21 protein-coding genes and 1 pseudogene are annotated in these 21,302 nt (G+C 68.7%); 14 read left to right on the top strand and 8 right to left on the bottom strand.

Annotated features, from left to right (window positions below; all coding sequences use genetic code 11):
* Window positions 1–17 precede the first annotated feature (17 nt).
* The 3 genes from hxsB to CMO28_RS26360 all read right to left on the bottom strand — a co-directional run bounded on the left by hxsB (window position 18) and on the right by CMO28_RS26360 (window position 3,405).
* A complete protein-coding gene (gene hxsB, locus CMO28_RS26350; protein ID WP_296719426.1) occupies window positions 18–1,478 on the bottom strand; it encodes a His-Xaa-Ser system radical SAM maturase HxsB in 1,461 nt (486 codons plus the stop codon).
* Window positions 1,475–1,822: a hypothetical protein gene (locus CMO28_RS26355; RefSeq protein WP_296719429.1), complete on the bottom strand. Its 348-nt coding sequence runs from the start codon at window positions 1,820–1,822 to the stop codon at window positions 1,475–1,477. Before CMO28_RS26355 ends, hxsB begins: the two co-directional genes overlap by 4 nt.
* A 98-nt stretch (window positions 1,823–1,920) precedes the next feature.
* A complete protein-coding gene (locus CMO28_RS26360; protein WP_296719432.1) occupies window positions 1,921–3,405 on the bottom strand; it encodes a methyl-accepting chemotaxis protein in 1,485 nt (494 codons plus the stop codon).
* 474 nt (window positions 3,406–3,879) lie between these two features.
* Between CMO28_RS26360 and CMO28_RS26365 the strand changes: the two genes are divergently transcribed.
* The 12 genes from CMO28_RS26365 (at window position 3,880) to CMO28_RS26420 (ending at window position 15,086) form a co-directional block, all read left to right on the top strand.
* Window positions 3,880–4,707 carry a putative hydro-lyase gene (locus CMO28_RS26365; RefSeq protein ID WP_296719434.1) on the top strand — a complete coding sequence of 276 codons (828 nt, stop codon included), beginning with the start codon at window positions 3,880–3,882 and terminating at the stop codon, window positions 4,705–4,707.
* Between the two features lie 92 nt (window positions 4,708–4,799).
* Window positions 4,800–5,876, top strand: a complete 1,077-nt coding sequence (locus tag CMO28_RS26370; RefSeq protein WP_296719437.1) for a TRAP transporter substrate-binding protein — start codon at window positions 4,800–4,802, stop codon at window positions 5,874–5,876.
* Between the two features lie 63 nt (window positions 5,877–5,939).
* The gene (locus CMO28_RS26375; protein WP_296719440.1) at window positions 5,940–6,548 is read left to right on the top strand and encodes a TRAP transporter small permease subunit; all 609 of its coding nucleotides are present in this window, start codon (window positions 5,940–5,942) and stop codon (window positions 6,546–6,548) included.
* 73 nt (window positions 6,549–6,621) lie between these two features.
* Complete coding sequence (locus CMO28_RS26380; RefSeq protein WP_296719444.1) at window positions 6,622–7,908, top strand: TRAP transporter large permease; 1,287 nt, start codon at window positions 6,622–6,624, stop codon at window positions 7,906–7,908.
* Window positions 7,909–8,009: 101 nt separating this feature from the next.
* Complete coding sequence (locus tag CMO28_RS26385) at window positions 8,010–8,690, top strand: DUF2848 domain-containing protein (RefSeq protein ID WP_296719447.1); 681 nt, start codon at window positions 8,010–8,012, stop codon at window positions 8,688–8,690.
* 54 nt (window positions 8,691–8,744) lie between these two features.
* Window positions 8,745–10,103: an amidase gene (locus CMO28_RS26390; protein ID WP_296719449.1), complete on the top strand. Its 1,359-nt coding sequence runs from the start codon at window positions 8,745–8,747 to the stop codon at window positions 10,101–10,103.
* 22 nt (window positions 10,104–10,125) lie between these two features.
* Complete coding sequence (locus CMO28_RS26395) at window positions 10,126–10,944, top strand: hypothetical protein (protein WP_296719452.1); 819 nt, start codon at window positions 10,126–10,128, stop codon at window positions 10,942–10,944.
* A gap of 107 nt (window positions 10,945–11,051) precedes the next feature.
* Window positions 11,052–12,209, top strand: coding sequence for an NADH:flavin oxidoreductase/NADH oxidase (locus CMO28_RS26400; protein ID WP_296719455.1), 1,158 nt, complete (start codon window positions 11,052–11,054; stop codon window positions 12,207–12,209).
* Between the two features lie 126 nt (window positions 12,210–12,335).
* The gene (locus CMO28_RS26405) at window positions 12,336–12,497 is read left to right on the top strand and encodes a hypothetical protein (RefSeq protein ID WP_156503235.1); all 162 of its coding nucleotides are present in this window, start codon (window positions 12,336–12,338) and stop codon (window positions 12,495–12,497) included.
* Window positions 12,497–13,255: a metal ABC transporter ATP-binding protein gene (locus CMO28_RS26410; RefSeq protein WP_296719461.1), complete on the top strand. Its 759-nt coding sequence runs from the start codon at window positions 12,497–12,499 to the stop codon at window positions 13,253–13,255. The genes CMO28_RS26405 and CMO28_RS26410 overlap by 1 nt, the downstream gene beginning before the upstream one ends.
* A 14-nt stretch (window positions 13,256–13,269) precedes the next feature.
* Complete coding sequence (locus CMO28_RS26415) at window positions 13,270–14,154, top strand: metal ABC transporter permease (protein WP_296719465.1); 885 nt, start codon at window positions 13,270–13,272, stop codon at window positions 14,152–14,154.
* A complete protein-coding gene (locus tag CMO28_RS26420) occupies window positions 14,151–15,086 on the top strand; it encodes a metal ABC transporter substrate-binding protein (RefSeq protein ID WP_296719469.1) in 936 nt (311 codons plus the stop codon). The genes CMO28_RS26415 and CMO28_RS26420 overlap by 4 nt, the downstream gene beginning before the upstream one ends.
* On the opposite strand, the gene CMO28_RS26425 is transcribed toward CMO28_RS26420, so the two are convergent.
* The 5 genes and pseudogenes from CMO28_RS26425 to CMO28_RS26440 all read right to left on the bottom strand — a co-directional run bounded on the left by CMO28_RS26425 (window position 15,055) and on the right by CMO28_RS26440 (window position 19,387).
* Window positions 15,055–15,747, bottom strand: coding sequence for a helix-turn-helix transcriptional regulator (locus CMO28_RS26425; protein WP_062765473.1), 693 nt, complete (start codon window positions 15,745–15,747; stop codon window positions 15,055–15,057). The genes CMO28_RS26420 and CMO28_RS26425 overlap by 32 nt on opposite strands.
* A 5-nt stretch (window positions 15,748–15,752) precedes the next feature.
* Window positions 15,753–16,070: a hypothetical protein gene (locus tag CMO28_RS26430; RefSeq protein WP_296719475.1), complete on the bottom strand. Its 318-nt coding sequence runs from the start codon at window positions 16,068–16,070 to the stop codon at window positions 15,753–15,755.
* 95 nt (window positions 16,071–16,165) lie between these two features.
* Window positions 16,166–16,936, bottom strand: a complete 771-nt coding sequence (locus CMO28_RS29990; protein WP_062765556.1) for an enoyl-CoA hydratase-related protein — start codon at window positions 16,934–16,936, stop codon at window positions 16,166–16,168.
* A gap of 192 nt (window positions 16,937–17,128) precedes the next feature.
* Window positions 17,129–17,476 (bottom strand): annotated as a pseudogene (locus CMO28_RS29995) (MarR family winged helix-turn-helix transcriptional regulator); the annotation flags it as partial.
* Between the two features lie 15 nt (window positions 17,477–17,491).
* A complete protein-coding gene (locus CMO28_RS26440) occupies window positions 17,492–19,387 on the bottom strand; it encodes an acyl-CoA synthetase (protein ID WP_416370985.1) in 1,896 nt (631 codons plus the stop codon).
* Window positions 19,388–19,621: 234 nt separating this feature from the next.
* On the opposite strand from CMO28_RS26440, the gene CMO28_RS26445 reads away from it, so the two are divergent.
* Together CMO28_RS26445 and CMO28_RS26450 are read left to right on the top strand one after the other, a co-directional pair.
* Complete coding sequence (locus CMO28_RS26445; RefSeq protein WP_296719487.1) at window positions 19,622–20,380, top strand: SDR family oxidoreductase; 759 nt, start codon at window positions 19,622–19,624, stop codon at window positions 20,378–20,380.
* Window positions 20,381–20,547: 167 nt separating this feature from the next.
* Window positions 20,548–21,252, top strand: a complete 705-nt coding sequence (locus tag CMO28_RS26450) for a TetR/AcrR family transcriptional regulator (RefSeq protein WP_296719491.1) — start codon at window positions 20,548–20,550, stop codon at window positions 21,250–21,252.
* Window positions 21,253–21,302 lie beyond the last annotated feature (50 nt).

Here is a 21,302-nt window from a genome sequence, read left to right on the forward strand (position 1 = left end):
GCGTGCAGCCTCTCCGATCAGTCGAGGCGGATATCGCCGCCAGGCTCGGCCGGCTGTCGACGGCCGATCCAGGCTGCGAAGATCCGGTTGACCTCGGCATCGTTCGCTGCAATCCGGGCGAAGAGCAGGCGAAACAGCGCCTTATGGCGTGCACAGTGATCGCTGAAAGCGCGATGGCCGACCGGATCGCCCTGCGTTGCCAGATGGTGAACCGGGTCATTGCCACAATAGGGCAGAAAGGCGCAGCTCCAGCATCCGGGCAGGCTTTCCGCCAGACCGGCGGCGAGGAGGGCGCGGAGGGTGCCGCTGCCGGCAAGCTCCCGGAACGGCGTGTGAACGTCCCCGATCCTCAGCCGATGATCCCCGTTTGCCGCCAGCATCCGCGCCTCGTCCGAGACATAGACGCCGCCATCATGGTTATAGACCAGTACGCCGTGCCCGGCACCTGCGGGGGAGCGGAGATCGACATAGCCGCCGCCGAAGGGGGTGAGGATGTGGGTCAACAGGATGGCGGCATAGGCTTCTTCGATGTGCCGGCCGGCACGGCAATGTTCGATGCAGCGATCGAGCGCCCGGCGATAGAATTCGATGAAGCCGGTGACGGAAGGGGCAAGGCCGGGTTGGCGGCGGGCGAAGCCGTAGGGGGCGACCGGCCGCAGGAAGACCGAGCGGAAGCCAAGGTCGACATAGGCGTCCACGACCTCGTCGGGCCGGTCGAGCGCGTCGCCGGTGATGGTCGCAATCGCAGCGACGGCTTCGGCTCCCAATATCCCGCGCGCGCGGTCCAACGCGCGTCGGGTGGCATCGAAGGCGCCGCCACCAGGCCGCCGGCGATGGCGGTCATGCAATGCGGCGGGGCCGTCGATCGAGGTCGAAAGCGCAATCTCGTGCTCCAGGCAGAAGCGGAGCATGTCGTCATCGAGGCGCTGCAGGGTAGAGACCATCGAGAAGGTGAGCGGTCTTCCGTCTGACCCGGCGCGATCTCGGGCAAGGGCCACGATCTGCCGGACCCGGTCGAACGCGAAGGCCGGTTCGCCGCCCTGGAATTCGATGGTGAGCGCGGGGGCGGGGCTTTCGAAGATCCGGTCGACCGCAGCTCGGGCCGTCTCTTCCGACATGTCGAAGCCGGCGGCAGAGGGGCCGCGGCGCGAGACCTGGCAGTAGTCGCAGCCGTGGTCGCAGCGCAGCGTCACCACGCAGATATGCAGCGACGGTCCCTCGGCGACGAACCGCTTCCGGGTCGCAAGCTGAGCTGCTGTGATGCGCCGGGTCGTGGCGGTCAGCGGGTCGTGCAGGAAGCCACGGGCGAGCAGGTCGTCCCGGATATCGGGTGCGAGTTCGGTCGGATCCTCCATCAGGCGGCGGAAGTCCGTCTGGTTCAGAAACGCGAAATCACCGCCGTCATGGGTGACGAGGACCTGCCCCTGCGGGATGGCCAGCCGCTCGAAGCGCAGGGGCATGAGGTCGAGCTTGTTCATCCGGACGCCAGCGCCGCCATGGCCGTGCTGAAGACGGCGTCCCGCATGCCGGCAGTGCGATCGCGCAACATGACCCGCAGGGATTGATCCGTCAGTCGGTCCAGAAAACGAGCGGCGAGTGCCGCATCGACCGGCGCGCCGTCCGGAGATCTGCGGGCAAAGGCCACGAGCCGGCTGCCCTCGGGCGCATCGGGCACAAGCCAGATCAGGGCCTCTGCCGCCATTTCATAGGCCGTGTGAAGAACGGCTTCGGCCGGATAGGCGGCGTCGAGCCGGAGAAGCTGCTCCGGCTCGACGGCTGCTGGAATCTGGCTGGCGGGTAAAGGCATAGCAAGGAGGTCCATGACGGCAGAACGTCTGGTGACGCTAATCCCGCATGGTCACTCTTTGCAATTGAAAAGACAGATCTGCCGTAAAATTACAGCTTAAGATTGTTGGTCGCTTACCGTGCCAGCACCGTCGCGGCCTGTTTGGTGGTCTGAACCGCGCCGGCGACGCGGCTGACCGCGTCGGTGATGCCGTCCAGGCTGCGGGTGACGGTGTCGACTGCGGCGGCGGTGGTGTGCATATTGGCCGACAGGTCGCGTGTGACGACGCTCTGTTCCTCGACCGCGGCCGCGGTGGTGGTGACATGGTCGCGGACGGTGAGGATCGAGCCGCGGATGGTGCGCAGCGCTTCCGCCACCTCGCCCGACAGCCCCTGCATGCCCTCGATTTCGGTCGAGATGCGGGTGGTGGCGTCGGCCGACTGGTTGGCGAGGGTCTTGACCTCGGTTGCGACCACCGCGAAGCCGCGGCCGGCCTCGCCCGCGCGGGCGGCTTCGATCGTGGCGTTGAGCGCGAGCAGGTTGATCTGGCCGGCAATGCCGCGGATCACCTCGACCACGCCTTCCATCGAGCGGGCGACACCGTCCAGCCGCTGGGCGGCCTCGTCGGCGCGCGTGGCCCGGTCGACTGCGCCATCGGTCGCTTCGCGCGACTTCACCATGCTCTGCGAAATCTCGGCGATCGAGGCTGCCAGTTCTTCCGTCCCCGCCACCATCATCTGAACCGCGCCGCTGGTCTGGCCGGCGGCCGTGGCGGCCGCACCGGCCTCGTTGGTGGAGCGGTCGACCGCGTGGTCGATCTCGGCGAAATTGTTGTCGATCAGGGTCTTGAGATCGGTCAGCATGCCGATCTGCCGGGTGATGTCGGTGGCGTATTTCACTACCTTCACCGGCCGACCCTCGGCATCCAGGATCGGGTTGTACGAGGCTTCGATCCAGACCGTGCGGCCGCCCTTGGCGACGCGCTTGAACTGCCGGGCCTGGTACTCGCCGCGCCGCAGCGCCGTCCAGAACGCCTTGTAGTCGGCCGAGTCGCGCTCGGCGGGCTCTACGAACATCGAATGCTGGCGGCCCTGGATCTCGTCCAGCCGATAGCCGATGACGTTCAGGAAATTATCGTTCGCCCACAGCACCTTGCCGTCCAGATCGAACTCGATCACGGCCAGTGCCTTGCGGATCGCCCGGATCTGCCCGTCCAGATCGGCGGCGGCGGTCTTCTCGGCGGTGATGTCGGTGGCGTATTTGACCACTTTCACCGGCCGGCCCGCGCCGTCGAGCACCGGGTTGTACGAGGCCTCGATCCAGACGACCTTTCCGCCCTTGCCGATCCGGCGAAACTGACGTGCCTGATACTCGCCCCGGCGCAGCGCGTCCCAGAAGGCGGTATAGGCCGGGCTCTCGCGCTCCGCCACATCCACCAACATGCGGTGGTTCTGGCCCTTGATCTCGTCGAGCGTATAGCCGACGAGGGTCAGGAAATTGGCGTTGGCATCGAGTATCCGGCCATCCATATCAAACGTAATCATGGCCTGGGAACGGTTGATGGCGGCAATCACTGCCTCGGCATCGCTCCGTCGACGCGGCGACAGGAAATCGAACATGTGGTCGTCCCTCACGATCTGGGCTTTGATGGTCTGTACGACGTCTTTGACGTGCCCCGGATCTTGGTCGCGAAGGTTGAAGGGCAGTCTCATCTTCGCAGCGCATCTATGAGACAGGTGCGGAGCAGGCGTGAGGACATGATGACGCTGATCATCTTAAATTTTCATTAGCGGCAGACGCCGACTGTTCTGAATTTTCTGCGGCAACGCAAAATGCATCAATTCATCAACCAAGAGAAGAAAAGGGGGTGGGGTCCTTTTTTGTCTTGCCCCGCTGGCGTGCGGGGGCGGCCACTCAAGCCGCGCCTTGCCCGAAGACTATGCAACCATGGTGACTGATCGAAAATTCCGATCAGTCACCATCCAAACGAATCATTGGACCCGCTCAGTCGGGACGGCGTAGCCTGACGGACACGGAGATGCCATGGGAGGGCGTCTCCGGCCCCCAGTTGACGACAGGACGGACGGGACGAGATGGCGGCAGGCACCAGGCATGCGGCGACGGGAGAGCTGTGCGTCGACCGGGCGGATCCGGCGATCTGCCGGGCAGAGATCCGCAGCGGCGCCTTCACCGGGCAGACGGCGGGGCTCGCCCCCGGTTTCGTGCAGGGCAATGTGATCATCCTGCCCGCCGCGTATGCCGGGGATTTCCTGCGCTTCGCCCAGGCCAACCCCAAGCCCTGCCCGCTGCTGGCGGTGGGGGAGCCGGGCGATCCGATGCTGCCCGGGCTGGGCGCAGATATCGACATCCGCAGCGACGTGCCGCGCTATCGCGTGTTCCACGGCGGCGTCGCCGCGGCAGAGGAACCCACCGATATCGGTGATCTCTGGCAGGATGATTTCGTCACCTTCGTGATCGGCTGCTCCTTCTCGTTCGAAGAGGCGCTGATCCAGGACGGGCTGGAGGTGCGCCATATCGCCCGCGGCCGCAATGTGCCGATGTATCGCAGTTCCATTCCGCTGACGGCCGCCGGCCGTTTCGGCGGCGGCATGGTGGTGTCGATGCGGCCGTTCAGGGCGGCCGACGCCATCCGTGCGATCCAGGTGACGAGCCGCTTCCCGGCGGTCCACGGCGCGCCGGTACATCTGGGCGATCCGGCGGAGATCGGCATCACCAACCCGGACCATGCCGATTTCGGGGACGATCCGATCATGGAGGCGGGGGAAATTCCGGTCTTCTGGGCCTGCGGCGTCACGCCCCAGGTGGCGGTGGAAGCGGCGAAGCCGCCGATCGCCATTGCCCATGCCCCCGGACATATGCTGATCACCGATCTGCGCAATGCGCGGCTGGCGGTGATCTGACGAGCCGACAGGCCCGATCGACGAGATCGGGTGGCGACGTGATCGGGCGGCAATGCAACCGCCCGACGACCGACACAGGAGTTCAGGATCAGATGACCAGCATCAGCAAGGCCCTTCTCGCCGGCGTCACACTTCCGGCGGCCGCCCTCGCCATTCTGGCGGCACCGGCATCGGCCGCCGACATTCCGTCCGCGAAGCTCAGCTTCGTGGGCAGCTGGAGCGGGCTCAGCCTGCACAAGAATTTCGAGAAGCCGTTCTGGTCCGAGACCCTGCCCACCGACAGCAAGGGCGCCGTCGAGGTTCAGGTCACCACCTTCGATCAGATGGGCCTGGCCGGTGCTGAGGTCTACCGCCTGCTGTCGCGCGGCGTGTTCACCATCGGCGCCACCGTCGCCGACTACTCGATCGAGGATGCGCCCGAGATCGAGGGCCTGGACATGCCGATGATCGCGCCGGGTGTCGCCGATGCGAAGAAGGTGGTGGAGGCCTATCGCCCGACCCTGAACGAGGCCTTCGGCAAGCGTTTCAATGCCGAGATCCTGGCGGTCGTGCCCTATCCCAGCCAGATCGTGTTCTGCAACGCGCCGATCGCAAGCCTGGCCGATCTGAAGGGCAAGAAGGTCCGCGCCAGCGGCCGCACCACCGCCGAATTCCTGAACGCCATCGGCGCCGAGGGCATCACGCTCGCCTTCTCGGAAGTGCCGGCCGCCCTTCAGCGCAAGGTCGTCGACTGCGCCGTCACCGGCTCTCTGTCGGGCTACAGCTCGGGCTGGCACGAGGTCTCGACCCATCTTCTGCCCATGCCACTGGGCGGCTGGGACTATGTCGTGACCGCGGTCAACAAGGACAAATGGGCCGAGGTCGACCCGGCGACGCAGAAGTTCATCCAGCACGAGATCGCGACCAAGTTCGAAACCCCGGTCTGGAACGCCGCGGTGGGCGAGACGGTCGAAGGCATCGCCTGCCTCACCGGCAAGGGCAGCTGCACCCGCGGCGAGCCCGGCAAGATGACCCTGGTTCAGGTCACCGACGGCGATCGCGATCTGGCCCGCAAGGTGCTGACCGAGACCATCCTGCCCGGCTGGGCGGGCCGCGTGGATCCGGCGGTGGTCACCGCCTGGAACCAGGGCGTCGGTGCGGTCACCGGCCTCACGGCGGCGAAGAAGTGATCGCAGCTCTCGCGTAAGATCAGTCTCCGTCCCACGCCACCAGCCGCCGCAGGAACCGACCCCATGGCCAGAACCGCCTCTACCGGTCCGCTCGTCCGAACCCTCGATTGCCTTCTGGGCATATCGACCAGGATCAGCCGGGCAGGGGTCTGGGCCTGCGGCGCGCTGCTGTTTGCCGCCGTGGCGATGATCGTGATCGAGATCGTGCTCCGCGCCTTCGGCTCGTCGCTGCACGGCGCACATGAACTCTCGGGCTATGTGCTGGCCATCGTCACCTCCTGGGGGCTGGCCTGGGCGCTGATCGAAAAGGCGCATATCCGGATCGACGTGATCTATATGCGGGTCGGCCCCCGGCTGCGGACCGTGCTCGACCTGATCGCGATCCTGATGATGGCGCTGTTCGTGGTGGTGCTGCTCTCCCAGGTCTGGGAACTGGTTGCCGGCACGCTGAAGCGCGGCTCCACCGCCAACACGCCGCTGCAGACGCCGCTCTGGATCCCGCAGATGCTGTGGATGGCTGGCCTGGTCTGGTTCGCCTTCACGGTTTTCGTGCTGGCCGCCCGCACCGTGCTCGGCGCGCTGACCGGCGATCGCGATGCCGTGGCCCGCGTCTGGGGCAATCGCAGCATCGAGGAGGAGATCGCGGAGAACGACCACTCGACGCGCGGCTGACCTGCCGCCGCCGGCATCTCCGTACCCCTCCGCCTCGCTCCGCCCGTCAGCCTCCTCAGGGGAATCTCGTCCCGTGCTCGGCATCGCCCTTGTCGTCCTGCTCGTCCTGCTTCTGCTCAGCGTGCCGATCGCGGCCACACTGGTCGGCCTCGGCCTGTTCCTCGACCAGACTTTCTCGTTCTTCCCGCTCTACAAGGCGATGGGCGAGGTGTTCTGGAGCGCGAGCAACAGTTTCCTGCTGATCGCGGTGCCGCTTTTCGTGCTGCTGGGCGAGATCCTGGTCCGGGCCGGCATCGCCGGGCGCACCTATGCAGCCCTCGACAAATGGTTGTCCTGGATGCCGGGCGGGCTGCTCCACGCCAATATCGGCACGGCGACGCTGTTCTCGGCCACTTCGGGTTCGTCGGTCGCGACCGCGGCGACGGTGGGCTCGGTCGCCATGCCCCAGGCCAAGGCGCTCGGCTATGACGACCGGCTGTTCGCGGGCTCGATCGCGGCCGGCGGCACGCTCGGCATCATGATCCCGCCCTCGATCAACCTGATCGTCTACGGCTTCCTGACCGAAACCTCGATCCCGCGCCTGTTCCTGGCCGGGCTGATCCCGGGCCTGCTGCTCGCGGCCCTGTTCATGGCGACCGCGGCCGCCGCCTGCACGCTCCGCCCCGAGCTTGGCGGCCCCCGCCGTCCGGCGCGCTGGTCGGAACGGTTCCGGGCGCTGCCCGACCTGTTGCCGGTGCTGGGCCTGTTCGCGGTGATCGTGGGCTCGATCTATGCCGGCTGGGCGACGCCGACCGAGGCGGCGGCGCTGGGCGTGGTTGCGGCACTGGCGCTGTCGGTCGCCAACCGCACCTTCAATCTCCGCATGCTGAAAGAGGCGGTGGAAAGCGCGGTCAAGACCACGGCGATGATCATGCTGATCATCATCTCGGCCTATTTCCTGAACTTCGTGCTCGCCGGCGCCGGCGTCACCCGCCAGCTGGCCGCCCTGATCGACGGTCTGGGCTTCGGCGCCTATGGCATGCTCGCCTGCATCATCCTGCTCTATGTGATCCTGGGCTTCTTCATCGAGACCCTGTCGCTGATGGTCATCACCATCCCGATCGTGGCCCCGGTGGTGATCGCGCTCGGCTTCGATCCGATCTGGTTCGGCGTGCTGCTGATCCTGATGATCGAAATGGCGCTGATCACGCCGCCGGTCGGGCTCAACCTCTATGTCGTCCAGGGCGTGGGCGGGGGCATCTCGCTCAACCGGGTGATGACCGGCGCGCTGCCCTTCGTCGCCGCCATGCTGGTGATGGCGCTGCTGCTGGTGCTCTTCCCCGACATCGCCCTCTATCTGCCGGGGGCCATGGCGGGCTGATCCCCCCGCATCCCGCCCCCCCCCACATCCCGCATCCCGCATATCGCAGATCACCGCCAACCTCCGGGCCCGATCGCCCGTTCAGAGGAGACGCCCCCCTCATGTCCGTCATCAGCCTCGACACCACCGAAGGCACCCGCCGGATCGACGTCACCGAACTGGTCATCGCCGGCTGGGCCGGCCGCGACCGCCATCATGTGGAGGAACATATCCGCGAGCTGGAGGCGATCGGCGTGCCCCGCCCGTCGCGGGTGCCGCTGTTCTACCGGCTTTCCGCCCAGATGCTGACCCAGGACGAGACCATCGAGGTTCTGGGCCCCGACAGTTCGGGCGAGGCCGAGGCGGTGCTGGTCGGCGATACCGACGGCACGATCTGGGTGACGGTCGGCTCCGATCATACCGACCGGCGGGTGGAGGCCTATTCGGTCGCCGTTTCAAAGCAGATGTGCCCCAAGCCGGTCGCCCGCGACGCCTGGCGTTTCGACGAGGTCGCCCCCCATTGGGACCGGCTGATCCTGCGCTCCCGCGCCGTCTTCGGCACCCGGACGGTGCTTTATCAGGAAGGCCCGGTGAACGGATTGCTTGACCCGCGGGAGCTGGTTCGGGACTACAATGCCGGCCGGGACGGTCTGGCCCCCGGCCAGGCGATGCTCTGCGGCACGCTCGCGGTCATCGGCGGCATCCGCCCGGCCGATGCTTTCGAGGTCCAGCTGGAGGACCCCGTGCTTGGCCGGCGGATCACGCACCGCTATACCCCGAAGATCCTGCCCGTGGTCGCCTGACCCCGCGGTACCAGGCCTTCGCCTTCATAACAGTCCGACGAGGAAGCGCGCGAGATGACCTATCCGACCCCTCTGTCCCGGATCGCGGCCGGGTTCAACGACGGCAGCGTCTCGGCCCTGAAGCTGGCCGACACCGCGCTCGCCCGCATTCATGACGAGGGGTTCGCGCCGGGCGCGCAGATCTTCACCCGCGTCTATGACGCCTCTGCACGCGCCGAGGCCCTGGCCGCCGACCACCGCCGCGCGGCCGGGCTGTCCCAGGGGCCGCTGGCCGGCCTGCCGATCTCGATCAAGGATCTGTTCGACGTGGCGGGCGAGACCACCATGGCGGGCTCGGTGGTGATGAAGGATGCCGCCCCGGCCATGGAAGATGCCCCGATCGTGGCCCGGCTGCGTGCGGCCGGCGCGGTGATCACCGGCAAGACCAACATGACCGAATTCGCCTTCTCGGGCGTCGGGCTCAACCCGCATTACGGCACGCCCGGCAATGTCTTCGATGCCGCGCGCATCCCCGGCGGCTCGTCGGCCGGTGCCGGCATTTCGGTGGTGAAGGGCATGGCGGCGGCCGCCATCGGCACCGATACCGGCGGCTCGATCCGCATCCCGGCCAATTTCGCCGGCATCGTCGGCTTCAAGCCCTCGCAGGCGCGGGTGCCGCTGGACGGCGCGCTGCCGCTGTCGTCCACCCAGGATTCGATCGGCCCGCTGGCCCCCACCGTCGCCTGCTGCGCGCTGGTCGATGCCGTGCTGGCGGGCGAGGCGCCGCGTATCCTGCGCCCCCGGGCGCCCGAGACGCTGACCTTCGCCGTTGCCCGCGGCCTGCCGATGGACGGTGTCGACGACCAGGTCGCCAATGCCTATGACGCGGCCCTGAAGCGGCTGCGTGATGCCGGCGTCCGGCTGATCGAGCTGGAACTGCCCGAGATTGCCGAAGTGCCGCAGCTGAACGCGGCCGGCGGCTTCTCGGCCGCCGAAAGCTGGGCCTGGCACCGCGCGATCATCCAGACCGGCGCCGAGCGCTATGATCCGCGGGTGCTGTCGCGCATCCGCCGCGGCGAGGTGATGGGGGCGGCCGATTACATCGACCTGATCAAGCGCCGCCGCCGGATGGTGGCCGCCGCCGATCTGGCGCTCCGCCCCTTCGACGCGCTGCTGATGCCGACGGTGCCGATCGTGCCGCCGCGGATCGCGGATCTGGCCGATGATGCCGATTACACCCGGCTGAACCTGCTGGTGCTGCGCAACCCGACCTTCGGCAATGTGCTCGACCTCTGCGGCGTCACCCTGCCGATCGCAGAGCCGGGTGCGCTGCCGGCCGGGCTGATGCTGCTGGGCCGCAACGGCGCCGATCACGACCTGCTCGACGTGGCGGCCGGTGTGGAGGCGCTGGTCGTCCGCACCCACGCCGCCTGAGCGCCCCTGGCTCCCCCGCGCCATGGAAACGCTGCTCGCCGACCTCTCCGTCCAGCTGTTGCCGATCGCGGCCCGCGTGGTTGCGACCGCGATCGTCGTCATGGGCGTCTCGCTGCTGGTTCAGCATGCGGGCCCCGCCCTCGGCGGCATCGCCGCCGGGCTGCCCATCGTCATGGGGCCCGGCTTCTTCTTCCTGATCGGCCACCACCCGCCGGATTTCCTGCATGATGCGGCGGTGGCGACGCTGATGGCGCTGGTGGCGACCCTGATCTTCGTCGCCTGCTTCATCGTGGTGGCGAAACGGGCAGGGCCTTTCGCCTCGGTCGGCGCGGCCATCCTCGCCTGGTGCGTGGTGGCCGCGGTGACCGCGGCCCTGCCGGTGGAACTGGTGGTGGCGCTGCCGCTCTATGTCGTGGTCGCCATTCTGGCGCTGCGCTTCTGCCGCCATGCAGCCGGCGACGGCCCGGCCCCGCGGGGCGCGCGGCGCATCGCCGATCTTGTCCTGCGCGGCATCCTGGCCGGCACGCTGGTCGCCAGCGTCTCGGTGGTGGCGGCCCTGGCGGGGCCGGTCTGGGCCGGGCTGCTGATGGGCTTCCCGATCGGCATGATCACCATCTCGCTGACCGTCCACCAGCGCTATGGCGGCGAAACCGCCCGCCAGACCATGCTTGCGGCGCTGGGCGGCATGAGCAGCCTTGCCGTCTTCACCACCGTCATGGCCCTTGCCGTCACCTCCACCCCGCCGATGACCGCCTGGATACTGTCGCTGGCGGCCTCGCTGCTGCCGCCGATGGGCCTGGCGGCCCGGCAGATCCGGCGGGGCCGCTCGAATGGGGTTTGAAGGCGAACGGGGTTTGAATACGTCGTGATGTGGACACCGGGCTTGGCACCGCCGCCCGGTCGTTCCATCCTCTCCGCGATCCCGTTCGATGCCTCGCGGAGAGACCGATGTCCGACAAGCCTGCCGCCGCCACCCCCGCTTCTGTGCCTGCGTCCACGCCTGTGCCGAGTGCCATTCCGGCGCCCGGGCGGGATCCGCAGCTGTTCAAGCCGATCAGCTTCCGCAGCGTCACCGCGCGCAACCGGATCATGATTGCGCCGATGTGCCAGTACAGCGTGCCGGACGGGCTGGTGGGTGACTGGCATCTGGCGCATCTGGGCGGCTTCGCCAAGGGCGGGGCGGGCATCGTCTTCGCCGAGGCGACCGGTGTGCTGCCCGAAGGGCGGATCACGCCCTGGTGCCCGGGGCTGTGGTCGGATGCGCAGGAAGCGGCCTTCGCCCGCGTGGTCGATTTCGTGGCCGGGCAGGGCGCGGTGCCGGCGATCCAGCTGGCCCATGCCGGGCGCAAGGCGTCGACCGATGCGCCCTGGCGGGGCGGCGGGCTGCTCGACCCCGATCAGGGCGGCTGGCAGCCGGTGGGCCCGACCGATGCCGCCTTCTCGCCCGCCCATGCGGTGCCGGCGGCGTTGACCGAAGACGGCATCCGCCGCATCGCCGATGCCTTCGCGGCCTCTGCCGCGCGCGCCCGCCGGGCCGGATTCCGGATCATCGAGGTCCATGGCGCCCATGGCTATCTGCTGCATTCCTTCCTGAGCCCCTTGTCCAACACCCGCGACGATGCCTTCGGCGGCGATGCCGACCGGCGGATGGCGGCGCTGATGCTGGTGCTGGATGCCGTGCGGTCCGAATGGCCGGCGGAGCTGCCGCTGTTCCTTAGGCTTTCCTGTTCCGACTGGGTCGAGGGCGGGCTCGATATCGCGGCCTCGGTCGAGATCGCGAAGCGGGTGAAGGCGCGGGGCGATGTCGACCTCATCGACTGTTCCTCGGGCGGCGGCGATCCGCGCCAGAAGCTGCGGGCCTATCCCGGTTATCAGGTGCCCTTCGCCGAGGCGATCCGGCGCGAGGCGGGCATCGCCACCGCCGCCGTCGGGCTGATCACCCAGCCCGAACATGCCGAGGAGATCGTCGCCAATGGCCGTGCCGATCTGGTGGCGCTGGCCCGCGTGACCCTGGGCGACCCGCATTGGCCGCTCCGCGCCGCCAAGGCGCTGGGGGCGGAACTGCCCTGGCCCGACCAGTACAGCCGCGGCATTCTTCAGCTCTGACCGGGCTTCTGACCCGACCGCTCCGGCGGTCGGGATCGTCCGTGTAAGAGTTATGTTATACTATTGCATTGACGTGGCGGCAGGCGTAAGCAGGAAGGGTTCCGTTTCCTTCCGGACCTTGAGCCCATGGACATGCATCGCCCCGTCGCCACGCCGCCCCTTCCCCATCCGCCGCCGGGGAGGGTGCTGACACGAAGCGCGCTGGGGGCGGGCGTGCTGCGCCGGCTGATGGTGGCGGCGGTGCCGGTTGCCCTGCTCTGGCTGGCGGTGATGGGGGCGATCCGGTGATGATCTCTCCTGCCGCCCGGGGGCGGCTGACCCCGATTTCGGCCCCGGGGCCGCGGGTCGTCTGCACCGGTCTCACCCTCGGCTACGGATCCGGCCGACCGGCCGTGGAGGGGGTGAGCCTGACGCTCGCCCCCGGCAGCCTGACCGCCGTCGCGGGGCCCAACGGGGCCGGCAAATCCACCCTGCTCAAGGGGCTGACCGGGCAGATCGTCCCCGAGGCGGGGCAGATCGATCTGGGTGGCCTGGGCCGGCGCGCCCTCGGCTACCTGCCCCAGCAGACCGAGATCGACCGCAGCTTTCCGATCCGGGTTGCCGAGATGGCGGCGATGGGGCTCTGGCAGCGGCTCGGGCCGTTCCGGGCGATCGGCCGGCGGCAGGGTGCTGCGGTGCTGCAGGCGCTTGAGACCGTGGGGATCGCCGATCTGGCCGACCGGCCGATCGCGGCCCTGTCGGGCGGGCAGATGCAGCGCCTGCTCTTCGCCCGGCTGCTGTTGCAGGATGCCCGGCTGATCCTGCTCGACGAACCCTTTGCCGCGATCGACGAGGCGACGGCGGCCGAGCTGATCCGGGTGATCCATGGCTGGCACGCCGAGGGCCGCACCGTGCTGGCGGTGCTTCACGATCTGGACGCAATCCGGACCCATTTCCCCGACTGTCTGCTGATCGCAGGCCGGCTCGTCGCCGCCGGCCCCACCCATCGCGTGCTGACACCCGGGAACCTGTCCCTGGCGCGGCTTGCCCGGATGCAGCAGAGCTGACGGAGGGGCCCTGGATGATCCACGACCTGCTGATCGGCCCCTTCGCCGACTATGCCTTCATGCGTCGCGCGCTGGCGGGCTGTCTGGCGCTGGCGCTGGGGGCGACGCCGATCGGCGTGTTCCTGACCCAGCGGCGGATGAGCCTGACCGGCGACGCCATGTCCCATGCCATCCTGCCCGGTGCCGCGATCGGCTATCTGGCCGCCGGGCTGTCGCTCGCCTGGATGACCCTGGGCGGCCTGATCGCCGGGCTGGTGGTGGCGGTGCTCTCTGGCCTCGTCGCCCGCCGCACCGGCGGGCGCGAGGATGAAAGCCTGGCCGCCTTCTATCTGCTGTCGCTGGCGGCGGGCGTGCTGATCGTGTCGCTGCGCGGCAGCAATGTCGATCTGCTGCATGTGCTGTTCGGCTCGGTGCTGGCGCTGGACGATGCGGCACTGTTCCTGCTCTCAGGGATCGCCTCGGTATCGATGCTGACCCTGGCGGTGATCTGGCGGCCGCTGGTGCTGGAATGCGTCGATCCGGGCTTCCTGCGCGCGGTGGGCCGCTCCAGCCCCATGGCCCATTACGGGCTGCTGGTGCTGTCGGTGCTGAACCTGGTCGGCGGCTTCCATGCCCTGGGCACGTTGATGTCGGTGGGGATCATGATCCTGCCGGCCGCCGCCGCGCGCTTCATTGCCCCCCATGCCCTGTTGCCGCGGATCCTGGCGGCGGTGGCGATCGCCTTCCTCTCAGGGGTGGTCGGCCTGCTGCTTTCCTACCATCTGGGCCTGCCCTCGGGCCCGGCGATCATTCTGGCGGCCGGCGCCTGCTATCTGGCGGCGCTGCTCGCCACCCCGGCCGGCGCAGGCCGCCGCGTCCGCCCGGACGCTTCCTCCCGGACAGAAAGGACCGTCTCATGATCAACCGCCGCCATCTGCTGGCCGCGGGCACGCTGGTCGCGCTTGCCCTCCGGCTGCCGGTTCCTGCCCTTGCGGCCGACGAGCCGATCAGGGTCGTCGCCAGCTTCAGCATTCTGGGCGACATGGTGCAGCAGGTGGGCGGCGACCGGGTGCGCGTCACCACCCTGGTCGGCCCCGATGGCGATGCCCATGTCTGGCAGCCGGCGCCGGCCGATGCCCGCACCGTCGCCGACGCCGATCTGGTGGTGATGAACGGCCTGGGTTTCGAGGGCTGGATGGACCGTCTGGTCCAGGCCTCGGGCTATGACGGCCCGGTCGCGGTGGCGACCACCGGCATCGTGCCCCGCCAGATGGCCGAGGCGGAGGAGGGCGAAGAGGATCATGATCACGACCACCACCATGGCGGCACCGACCCCCATGCCTGGCAGAGCCTGACCAATGCCAGGATCTATGTCCACAATGTGCTGGAAGCGCTGATCGCGGCCGACAGCGACGACAGGCCGGTGTTCGAGGCGAATGCGGCGGCCTATCTGAAAAAGATCGACGCGCTCGACGCCCGGATCCGGGCTGAGATCGCGAGCGTGCCGGCCGACCGCCGCAAGGTCGTGCCCTCGCATGACGCCTTCGGCTATTTCGCGGCCGCCTATGGCGTCGGGTTTCTGGCGCCGGTGGGGGTGAGCACCGAGGCCGAGGCCTCGGCGGGCGATGTCGCAAAGCTGATCGATCAGATCCGGGCGGAGAAGATCCCGGCCGTGTTCATGGAGAACATCTCGGATCCGCGGCTGCTGGACCGGATCGCCTCGGAAACCGATGCGAAGATCGGCGGCACGCTCTATTCAGATGCGCTCTCACCCGCGGGCGGGCCGGCTGCGACCTATCTGGACATGATGGACTACAATGTCAGGACGCTGGTGGCCGCGCTTCGCACCTGACCAGGGCCATGTAATCCTCGATCCGCTTGCCGGGTTCGGGGCGGAAATGGGTGCCGGTGCGGGTAAGCTGGCGGATCCGGTCGATGCGGAAGGCCCGGAAATCGCCGCGCAGCTCGCACCAGCCGGTCAGCGTCCAGACCGCGCCCCAATGCTGCAATTCCAGCGGCCGGACCACCCGTTCGGATGCGGCGCCGGCCGCATCGGCATAATCGAGCATCAGCTTCTCGCGGGTCGCAATCGCCTCGCGCGCGGCCTTGAGCCGCTGGCGGTCGGCGGCGGTCAGCCGGAAACCATAGGCGGCGGCCGTGGTGGGGATGGTTATGCCGCGGGTGGGGGTGGCGGCGCGGAGCTTGATTTCCAGCTCTTCCGCCGCCCGGGCCAGGCTTTCATCGGCATGGGCGCGGACCATGGCCACGCCCCAGGTCAGGGCTTCAAGCTCTATGGCCGACAATGCCAGCGGCGGCAGGAAGAAACCGTCGCGGAGCAGATAGCCCATGCCGCGCTCGCCATCCACCGGCACGCCCTGGGCCTGAAGATCGGCCAGATCGCGATAGACCGTGCGGACCGAAACTTCCAACTCGTCGGCCAGCTGTTGTGCCGTGCGCAGCCGACCGCCCCGAAGCGACTGAAGAATGGCGAAGAGGCGGTCGGCGCGGCGCATCGGCGTCAGCTCGCGTGGGCGATGTCGAGATGGGTCATCACCACGCTACCCCCGTCGATGGCAGTAAGGAAGGGGCGGGCGGTGGGTTCCTGCATCAGCGCATCGGCCGCGGCGCGGGCTGTCGCCAGATCCTGCCATTCGATGCAGTCGATCCAGACCCCCATATCGGCGAGGCCCAGGCGCCGGCGCACGAAGCCGGGGCGGGTGGCCAGCCAGCCGTCCATGCGGGCGGCATCGGCGGTGAAGGCCTGTGGATCTACGCCGGGCCTGAGGCGGAAGCGGACGATTTCGAGAACCGGGGAAGGCTGACTGATCTGGTTCATGGGGCGGAGGCCTTGTCTGGGTTGTCCCATCTGCGCCCCATCCATAGCGCACGTCTCCTGACAGCATCTTGTCAGGAGACGTGAACGCATCGTGATCAGCCGAGTTTGGTGAAGTCCGGCTTCCGCCGCTCGGCAAAGGCGGTGAAGGCCTCGCGTGCCTCGGGGCTTTGCAGACGCTCGAAGAACAGCCGGCTTTCCGTGTCCATCACCGTGGCGATGGCGGCCGCGTCGCGCATCAGCCCCTTGGTCGCCTTGATCGCGCCGATCGGCTGCTGCGCAAGCCGGCCGGCGGCGGCGCGTGCGGCGCCGAGCACATCGTCGGCGGGCAGGGCCGCATTGACCAGGCCGATCTCGGCCGCGTCGAAACCGCTCAGCACCTCGCCCAGGGCAAACATCGCGAAGGCGCGGCGATGGCCGATCGCGGCCGGCAGCAGCAGGCTCGATGCCGCTTCCGGCACCAGGGCCAGGCCGACGAAGGGGGTGGAGAGTTTGGCATCCCGGGCGACATAGACCAGGTCGCAATGCAGCAGCATGGTGGTGCCGATGCCGACCGCCTGGCCCAGCACGGCCGCCACCACCGGCTTCTGCATCCGGGCGAGCTGTTTCAGCACCCGCTGGACATGGCGCACCGCCGGGCCCTGGCCGGCGGCGATCTTCGCAAAATCGCCGAGGTCGTTGCCGGCGGTGAAATCGCCGCCCTCGCCGCGGATCAGCACCACGCGGATCGCATCATCGGCCTCGGCCGCTTCCAGCGCGTCGGCGACGGCGCCGTACATCTCGTTGGTGATCGCGTTCTTCTTCGCCGGGCGGGCGAAGACGATCTCCATGATCCCGTCGGCGGTGGTCGTGCGGATATCGTCGGTCACGATCGGTGACGTCATGATGGGGGTGCTTTCCTGATCCTCGGGCGGGAGACCGGCATCGGTGTTCGTGCCGACCGTCTTCAGCCAATGCGCGATCACCGCGCGCTCCTCGGGCGAAAGCCCGTGGGCCATGCGGCGGGTGAGGTCGTTGGCGCGGCGCGCGGCGACCCGGCGGATCGCCTCGCCACGCTCGGTGAGCCGGAGGGTGACCGCCCGCCGGTCGGCCGGATCGTCGGTGCGGGCGACCAGCCCGGCCGTTTCCAGCTTCTGGACGAGGGTGGAGGTGGCGGACTGGCCAAGATCCAGCGCCGCCCCCAGCGCCGTCACCGACGACGGCCCGCGCTCCCCCAGCACGAACAGCGCCGCCGATTGCGACGTGGTGATGCCCAGATCCTCGAGCCCGGCCTCGGCGATCGCCATCACCCGCCGGTTGGCGGCGGCCAGAAGGTGGATCAGGCGGGGCGTTCTGGACATGCGCTCCTGTCTCCGAGCTGCATCGACGTCGAAGTATATGCATCGACGTCGATGCATTTCAATATCCATCGACGTCGATGTATCTCAACCGAAGACGACCCGGTGCGGCACCGGGAAGCGGCCCAGGATCTGCTCCACCCGATCGACCAGCGCTGCCCGGTCGCCGTCCGGAACCGGCGTGCCGTCGCCCCGGGTCAGCGTCACCACCGCACAGGTGCCGAGCCTGTCGTCGGGGCCCGTCGCCACGGTCGCGGTCAGGCTCTCCAGCGCTGCCAGTTCGGCCGCATAGACCCGGTCGGTGGCAAGCTGGCGCAGCGTCGGCTTGAAGATCTTGCCGATCGCGGTCACCGGCATGTCGGCCAGGATGATCACCTCATGCGGGGCGGCGGGCCGTTCCGGCACCCGGTCGCGCGCCCAGGCGACCAGCTCGTCGGAACTGGCGGCGGCGCCGGGCTTCAGCGTTACGAAGGCGACCGGGATCTCGCCCGCATAGGCATCGGGCCGGCCGACGGCGCCCGCCAGGGCCACGGCGGGATGGGCGTGCAGCACCTCTTCGATCGACTGCGGATCGATATTGTGGCCGCCGCGGATGATCAGATCCTTGGCGCGGCCGACCAGGAAGATCCGCCCCGCGGCGTCGATACGGGCCAGGTCGCCGGTCGAAATCCAGCCGTCGCCGATGAACAGCCCGGCATCGAACCGGCTCTGTTTGTAGCCCGAGATGGCATTGGGGCCCTTGATGCACAGCACGCCGATTTCGTCGACGGCGGCATCACGCGCCGCCTTGCCGTCGGCGTCCAGGATCACGGTCTTCATCTGCTCGTAGGGGAAGCGGATTCCGACCGAGCCTGCCGGCCTCTCGCCATAGGGCGGGTTCACGGCCGAGGCGCAGGTGCCCTCGGTCAGGCCGTAGCCTTCCAGCAGCTTGATGCCGGTCAGCCCCTCGAAGCCGCGGATCACCTCCAGCGGCAGGGGGGCGGCGCCGACCACGGCGAAACGCAGGCTGGAGAGATCGGCACCCGCCACCGGCACCTGCATCAGCGCAGTCAGCACCGTCGGGACCGAGGAGAAGGTCGTGACCCGGTAGCGCTCGACGATCTTCCAGAAATTGCGGATCAGATCGGGGCTGCGATAGCCGGCCGGGGTGCCCAGAACCACGCGGGCGCCGGCCATGAACGGGGCGAGCCCGCTGACATGCACCGCATTGACATGGAAGAGCGGCAGGCCCGACAGGGTGCAATCAGCGGGTGACAGGCCGATCACACGCGAGAGGATCCAGCCCATGTAGAGGGCGTTGCGGTGCAGATGGCGGGCGAGTTTGGGCGTGCCGGTGGTGCCGCCGGTGTGGAAATAGGCGCAGACATCGTCCGGGCCGGGTTCCGACCAGCCGACCGGCCGGTCGGCGGGGGCGGCGGTGAGCAGGGCCCCCCAGTCCTTCACCTTCGGATGCACCGCCATGTCCACGGGCCCGCCGCCGACCTTGATGACCGCGGTGATGCCCGGCAGACGCTCGGCCGCGGCCAGCGCCTTTTCCCAGAGGTCGAGCCCGGGGATGGGGCCGGGGGCCAGGATCAGCTTCGCATCCGCCGCCTCGGCGATTTCGACGATCTGGTCGATGCCGAGCAGCGGGTTGATCGGCGCCGCGATGCCGGCCGCCTCCGCGCCCCAGAGCGCGATATGGGTCTCGGGCAGGTTGGGCATCAGCATGGCGACGGCATCGTTGCGGCCAAGGCCGAGCGCCGCGAAGGCGTTGGCCGCCCGGGTCACGCTCTCGAAAAAGGCGGTATAGCCAAGCTCGCGCGGGGTCTCGTCGGCGGTGCCGGCCGACAGATGGGTGATCGCCGGGGCATCGCCATAGGCCATGGCCGCCCAGCGCAGCACGTCATAGGTGCTGGTGAAACCGAGGCGCTGGTCTAGCGGCATCTCGGTCTCGATCCGCTCGACATCGGCGATCGAGGCGATGCGGAACCGGGGCCCCATCGGGTGGCGGGTGGCGGCGGGGCTGGTGGTCGTGGGCATCCGGGGCGGTCTCCCTTCGTCCTGATTTTTCGGGCCTGTTTTTCAGGTCTGGTGTTGCCGGATGATGCCCGTTCCGGGACGCGCGGTCGAGACGCGAGACGGGTCGTGTCCCGGTATGTGACCGGTGTCGCATAATAAATGACCGATGGTCATTTATTATCGGGCACGGTTCACGACAGTCAGGAAGATCCGCCGATGTCCACGCCCCTCTCCAGCAGCCGGCCCTTCGCGGGCCGCACCGTTCTCGTCACCGGCGCCAGCAGCGGCATCGGCGCCGCCATCGGCCGCCGCCTTGCCACCGACGGCGCGGCCGTGATGCTCGCCGCCCGCCGCACCGACCGCCTTGAGGCGCTTGCCGCCGAGATCACCGCCGCCGGCGGCACGGCCGCGATCGCCACCGTCGACATCGCCGACCGGGCCGCTGTCCAGCGCCTGGCCGACGAGACCGAGGCCCGCTTCGGTGCGATCGACGTCCTGATCAACAATGCCGGCCTGATGCCGCTCTCGCCGCTCGCCGCCGGCAAGGTCGACGAGTGGGAGCGGATGGTCGACGTCAATCTGAAGGGTGTGCTCTACGGCATCGCCGCCGTGCTGCCGAAGATGCAGGCCCAGGGCCGCGGCCATGTGATCAATGTGGCCTCGGTCGCCGCCCACAAGGTCTTCCCCGGCGCCGCCGTCTATTGCGCCACCAAATTCGCCGTCCGGGCCCTGTCGGAAGGGCTGCGGATGGAGGCGGGGCCGAAGATCCGCACCACGGTGATTTCACCCGGCACGGTGGCGACCGAGCTTGCCGACACCATCACCGTGCCCGAGGTGGCGGCCATGATCCGCCGCTATCAGGAGATCGCCATCGGCCCCGAGGCGATTGCCGATGCCGTGGCCTATGCCATGGCCCAGCCCGCAACCGTCGACGTGAACGAGATCGTCATCCGCCCGACGGCGCAGGACCTCTGAACCTCGTGACGGCCGGAGGGACGCAGCAGCGGCGCCCCTCCGCTTCGCGTGTGCGCGCAGGTCGACATGCCGTCCCGGCCTTGCCCCGCTGCGACTTCCCGGCCATTCTGGCACCCAGATGGGACGATCCGTGCGGACGTCCCGCCACTGGCCAGGATGGAGCCCCCTTGACCATTGCCCCCGGACGGCGTGCGCGCAGTACCGAAGCCAAGGCTGCCCGGCGTGAGGCGATCCTCGATGCCGCCCGGCGGCTTTACGAGGCGGCGCCGACGATCGAGGCGGTGGGTATCGAAGAGGTCGCCCGCGCGGCCGGGGTCGCCAAGGGCACGGTCTATCTTTATGCGCCGTCCAAGGAAGCGCTGTTCCTGGCGCTTTATGAACGCACCACCCTGGCCTGGCTCGACCGGCTGGAGGCGCGGCTTGCCGCCAAGCCTGCGGCCGATCCGGCCCGTGCGGGCTATGCCGCCGATGCGGCCCGGGCTGCGGCCGCCGCCGTGGTCGGCGCCTGCATGGAGGTGCCGTTGATGGCCCGGCTGAACGCCGCGCTGCACGGCTCGCTGGAACCGCGGCTGGATCCGGATGCGCTTTATGCGGTCAAGATCGGCATGATCGAACGGTTGAACGGCATCGCCCGCGATCTCGGCCGGGTGCTCGGCCTGCCGGCGCGGGAGGCGGCGGAGGTCGTGCCCGGCCTGTTCGTGTGCATGATCGGTTGCCATCACGTCGCGATGCCGCCGCCCAATCTGGCCGGGCTGTACGAGCGGCCCGAGATGGCGCCATATCGGCTTGATTTCAGCCGGTTGATGGGGAATTCCCTGCGGGACATGTTCCTGGGGCGGCTGGCCGCCCGTCCGGAAGAGCCTGCCTGCTAGAAAGTTGAACGAGCACTGTTTCATCGCCGCTCGCGCTACTTCCTGGTCTC

The organism is Tistrella sp., from assembly GCF_002684955.1.
GTDB lineage: Bacteria > Pseudomonadota > Alphaproteobacteria > Tistrellales > Tistrellaceae > Tistrella > Tistrella mobilis.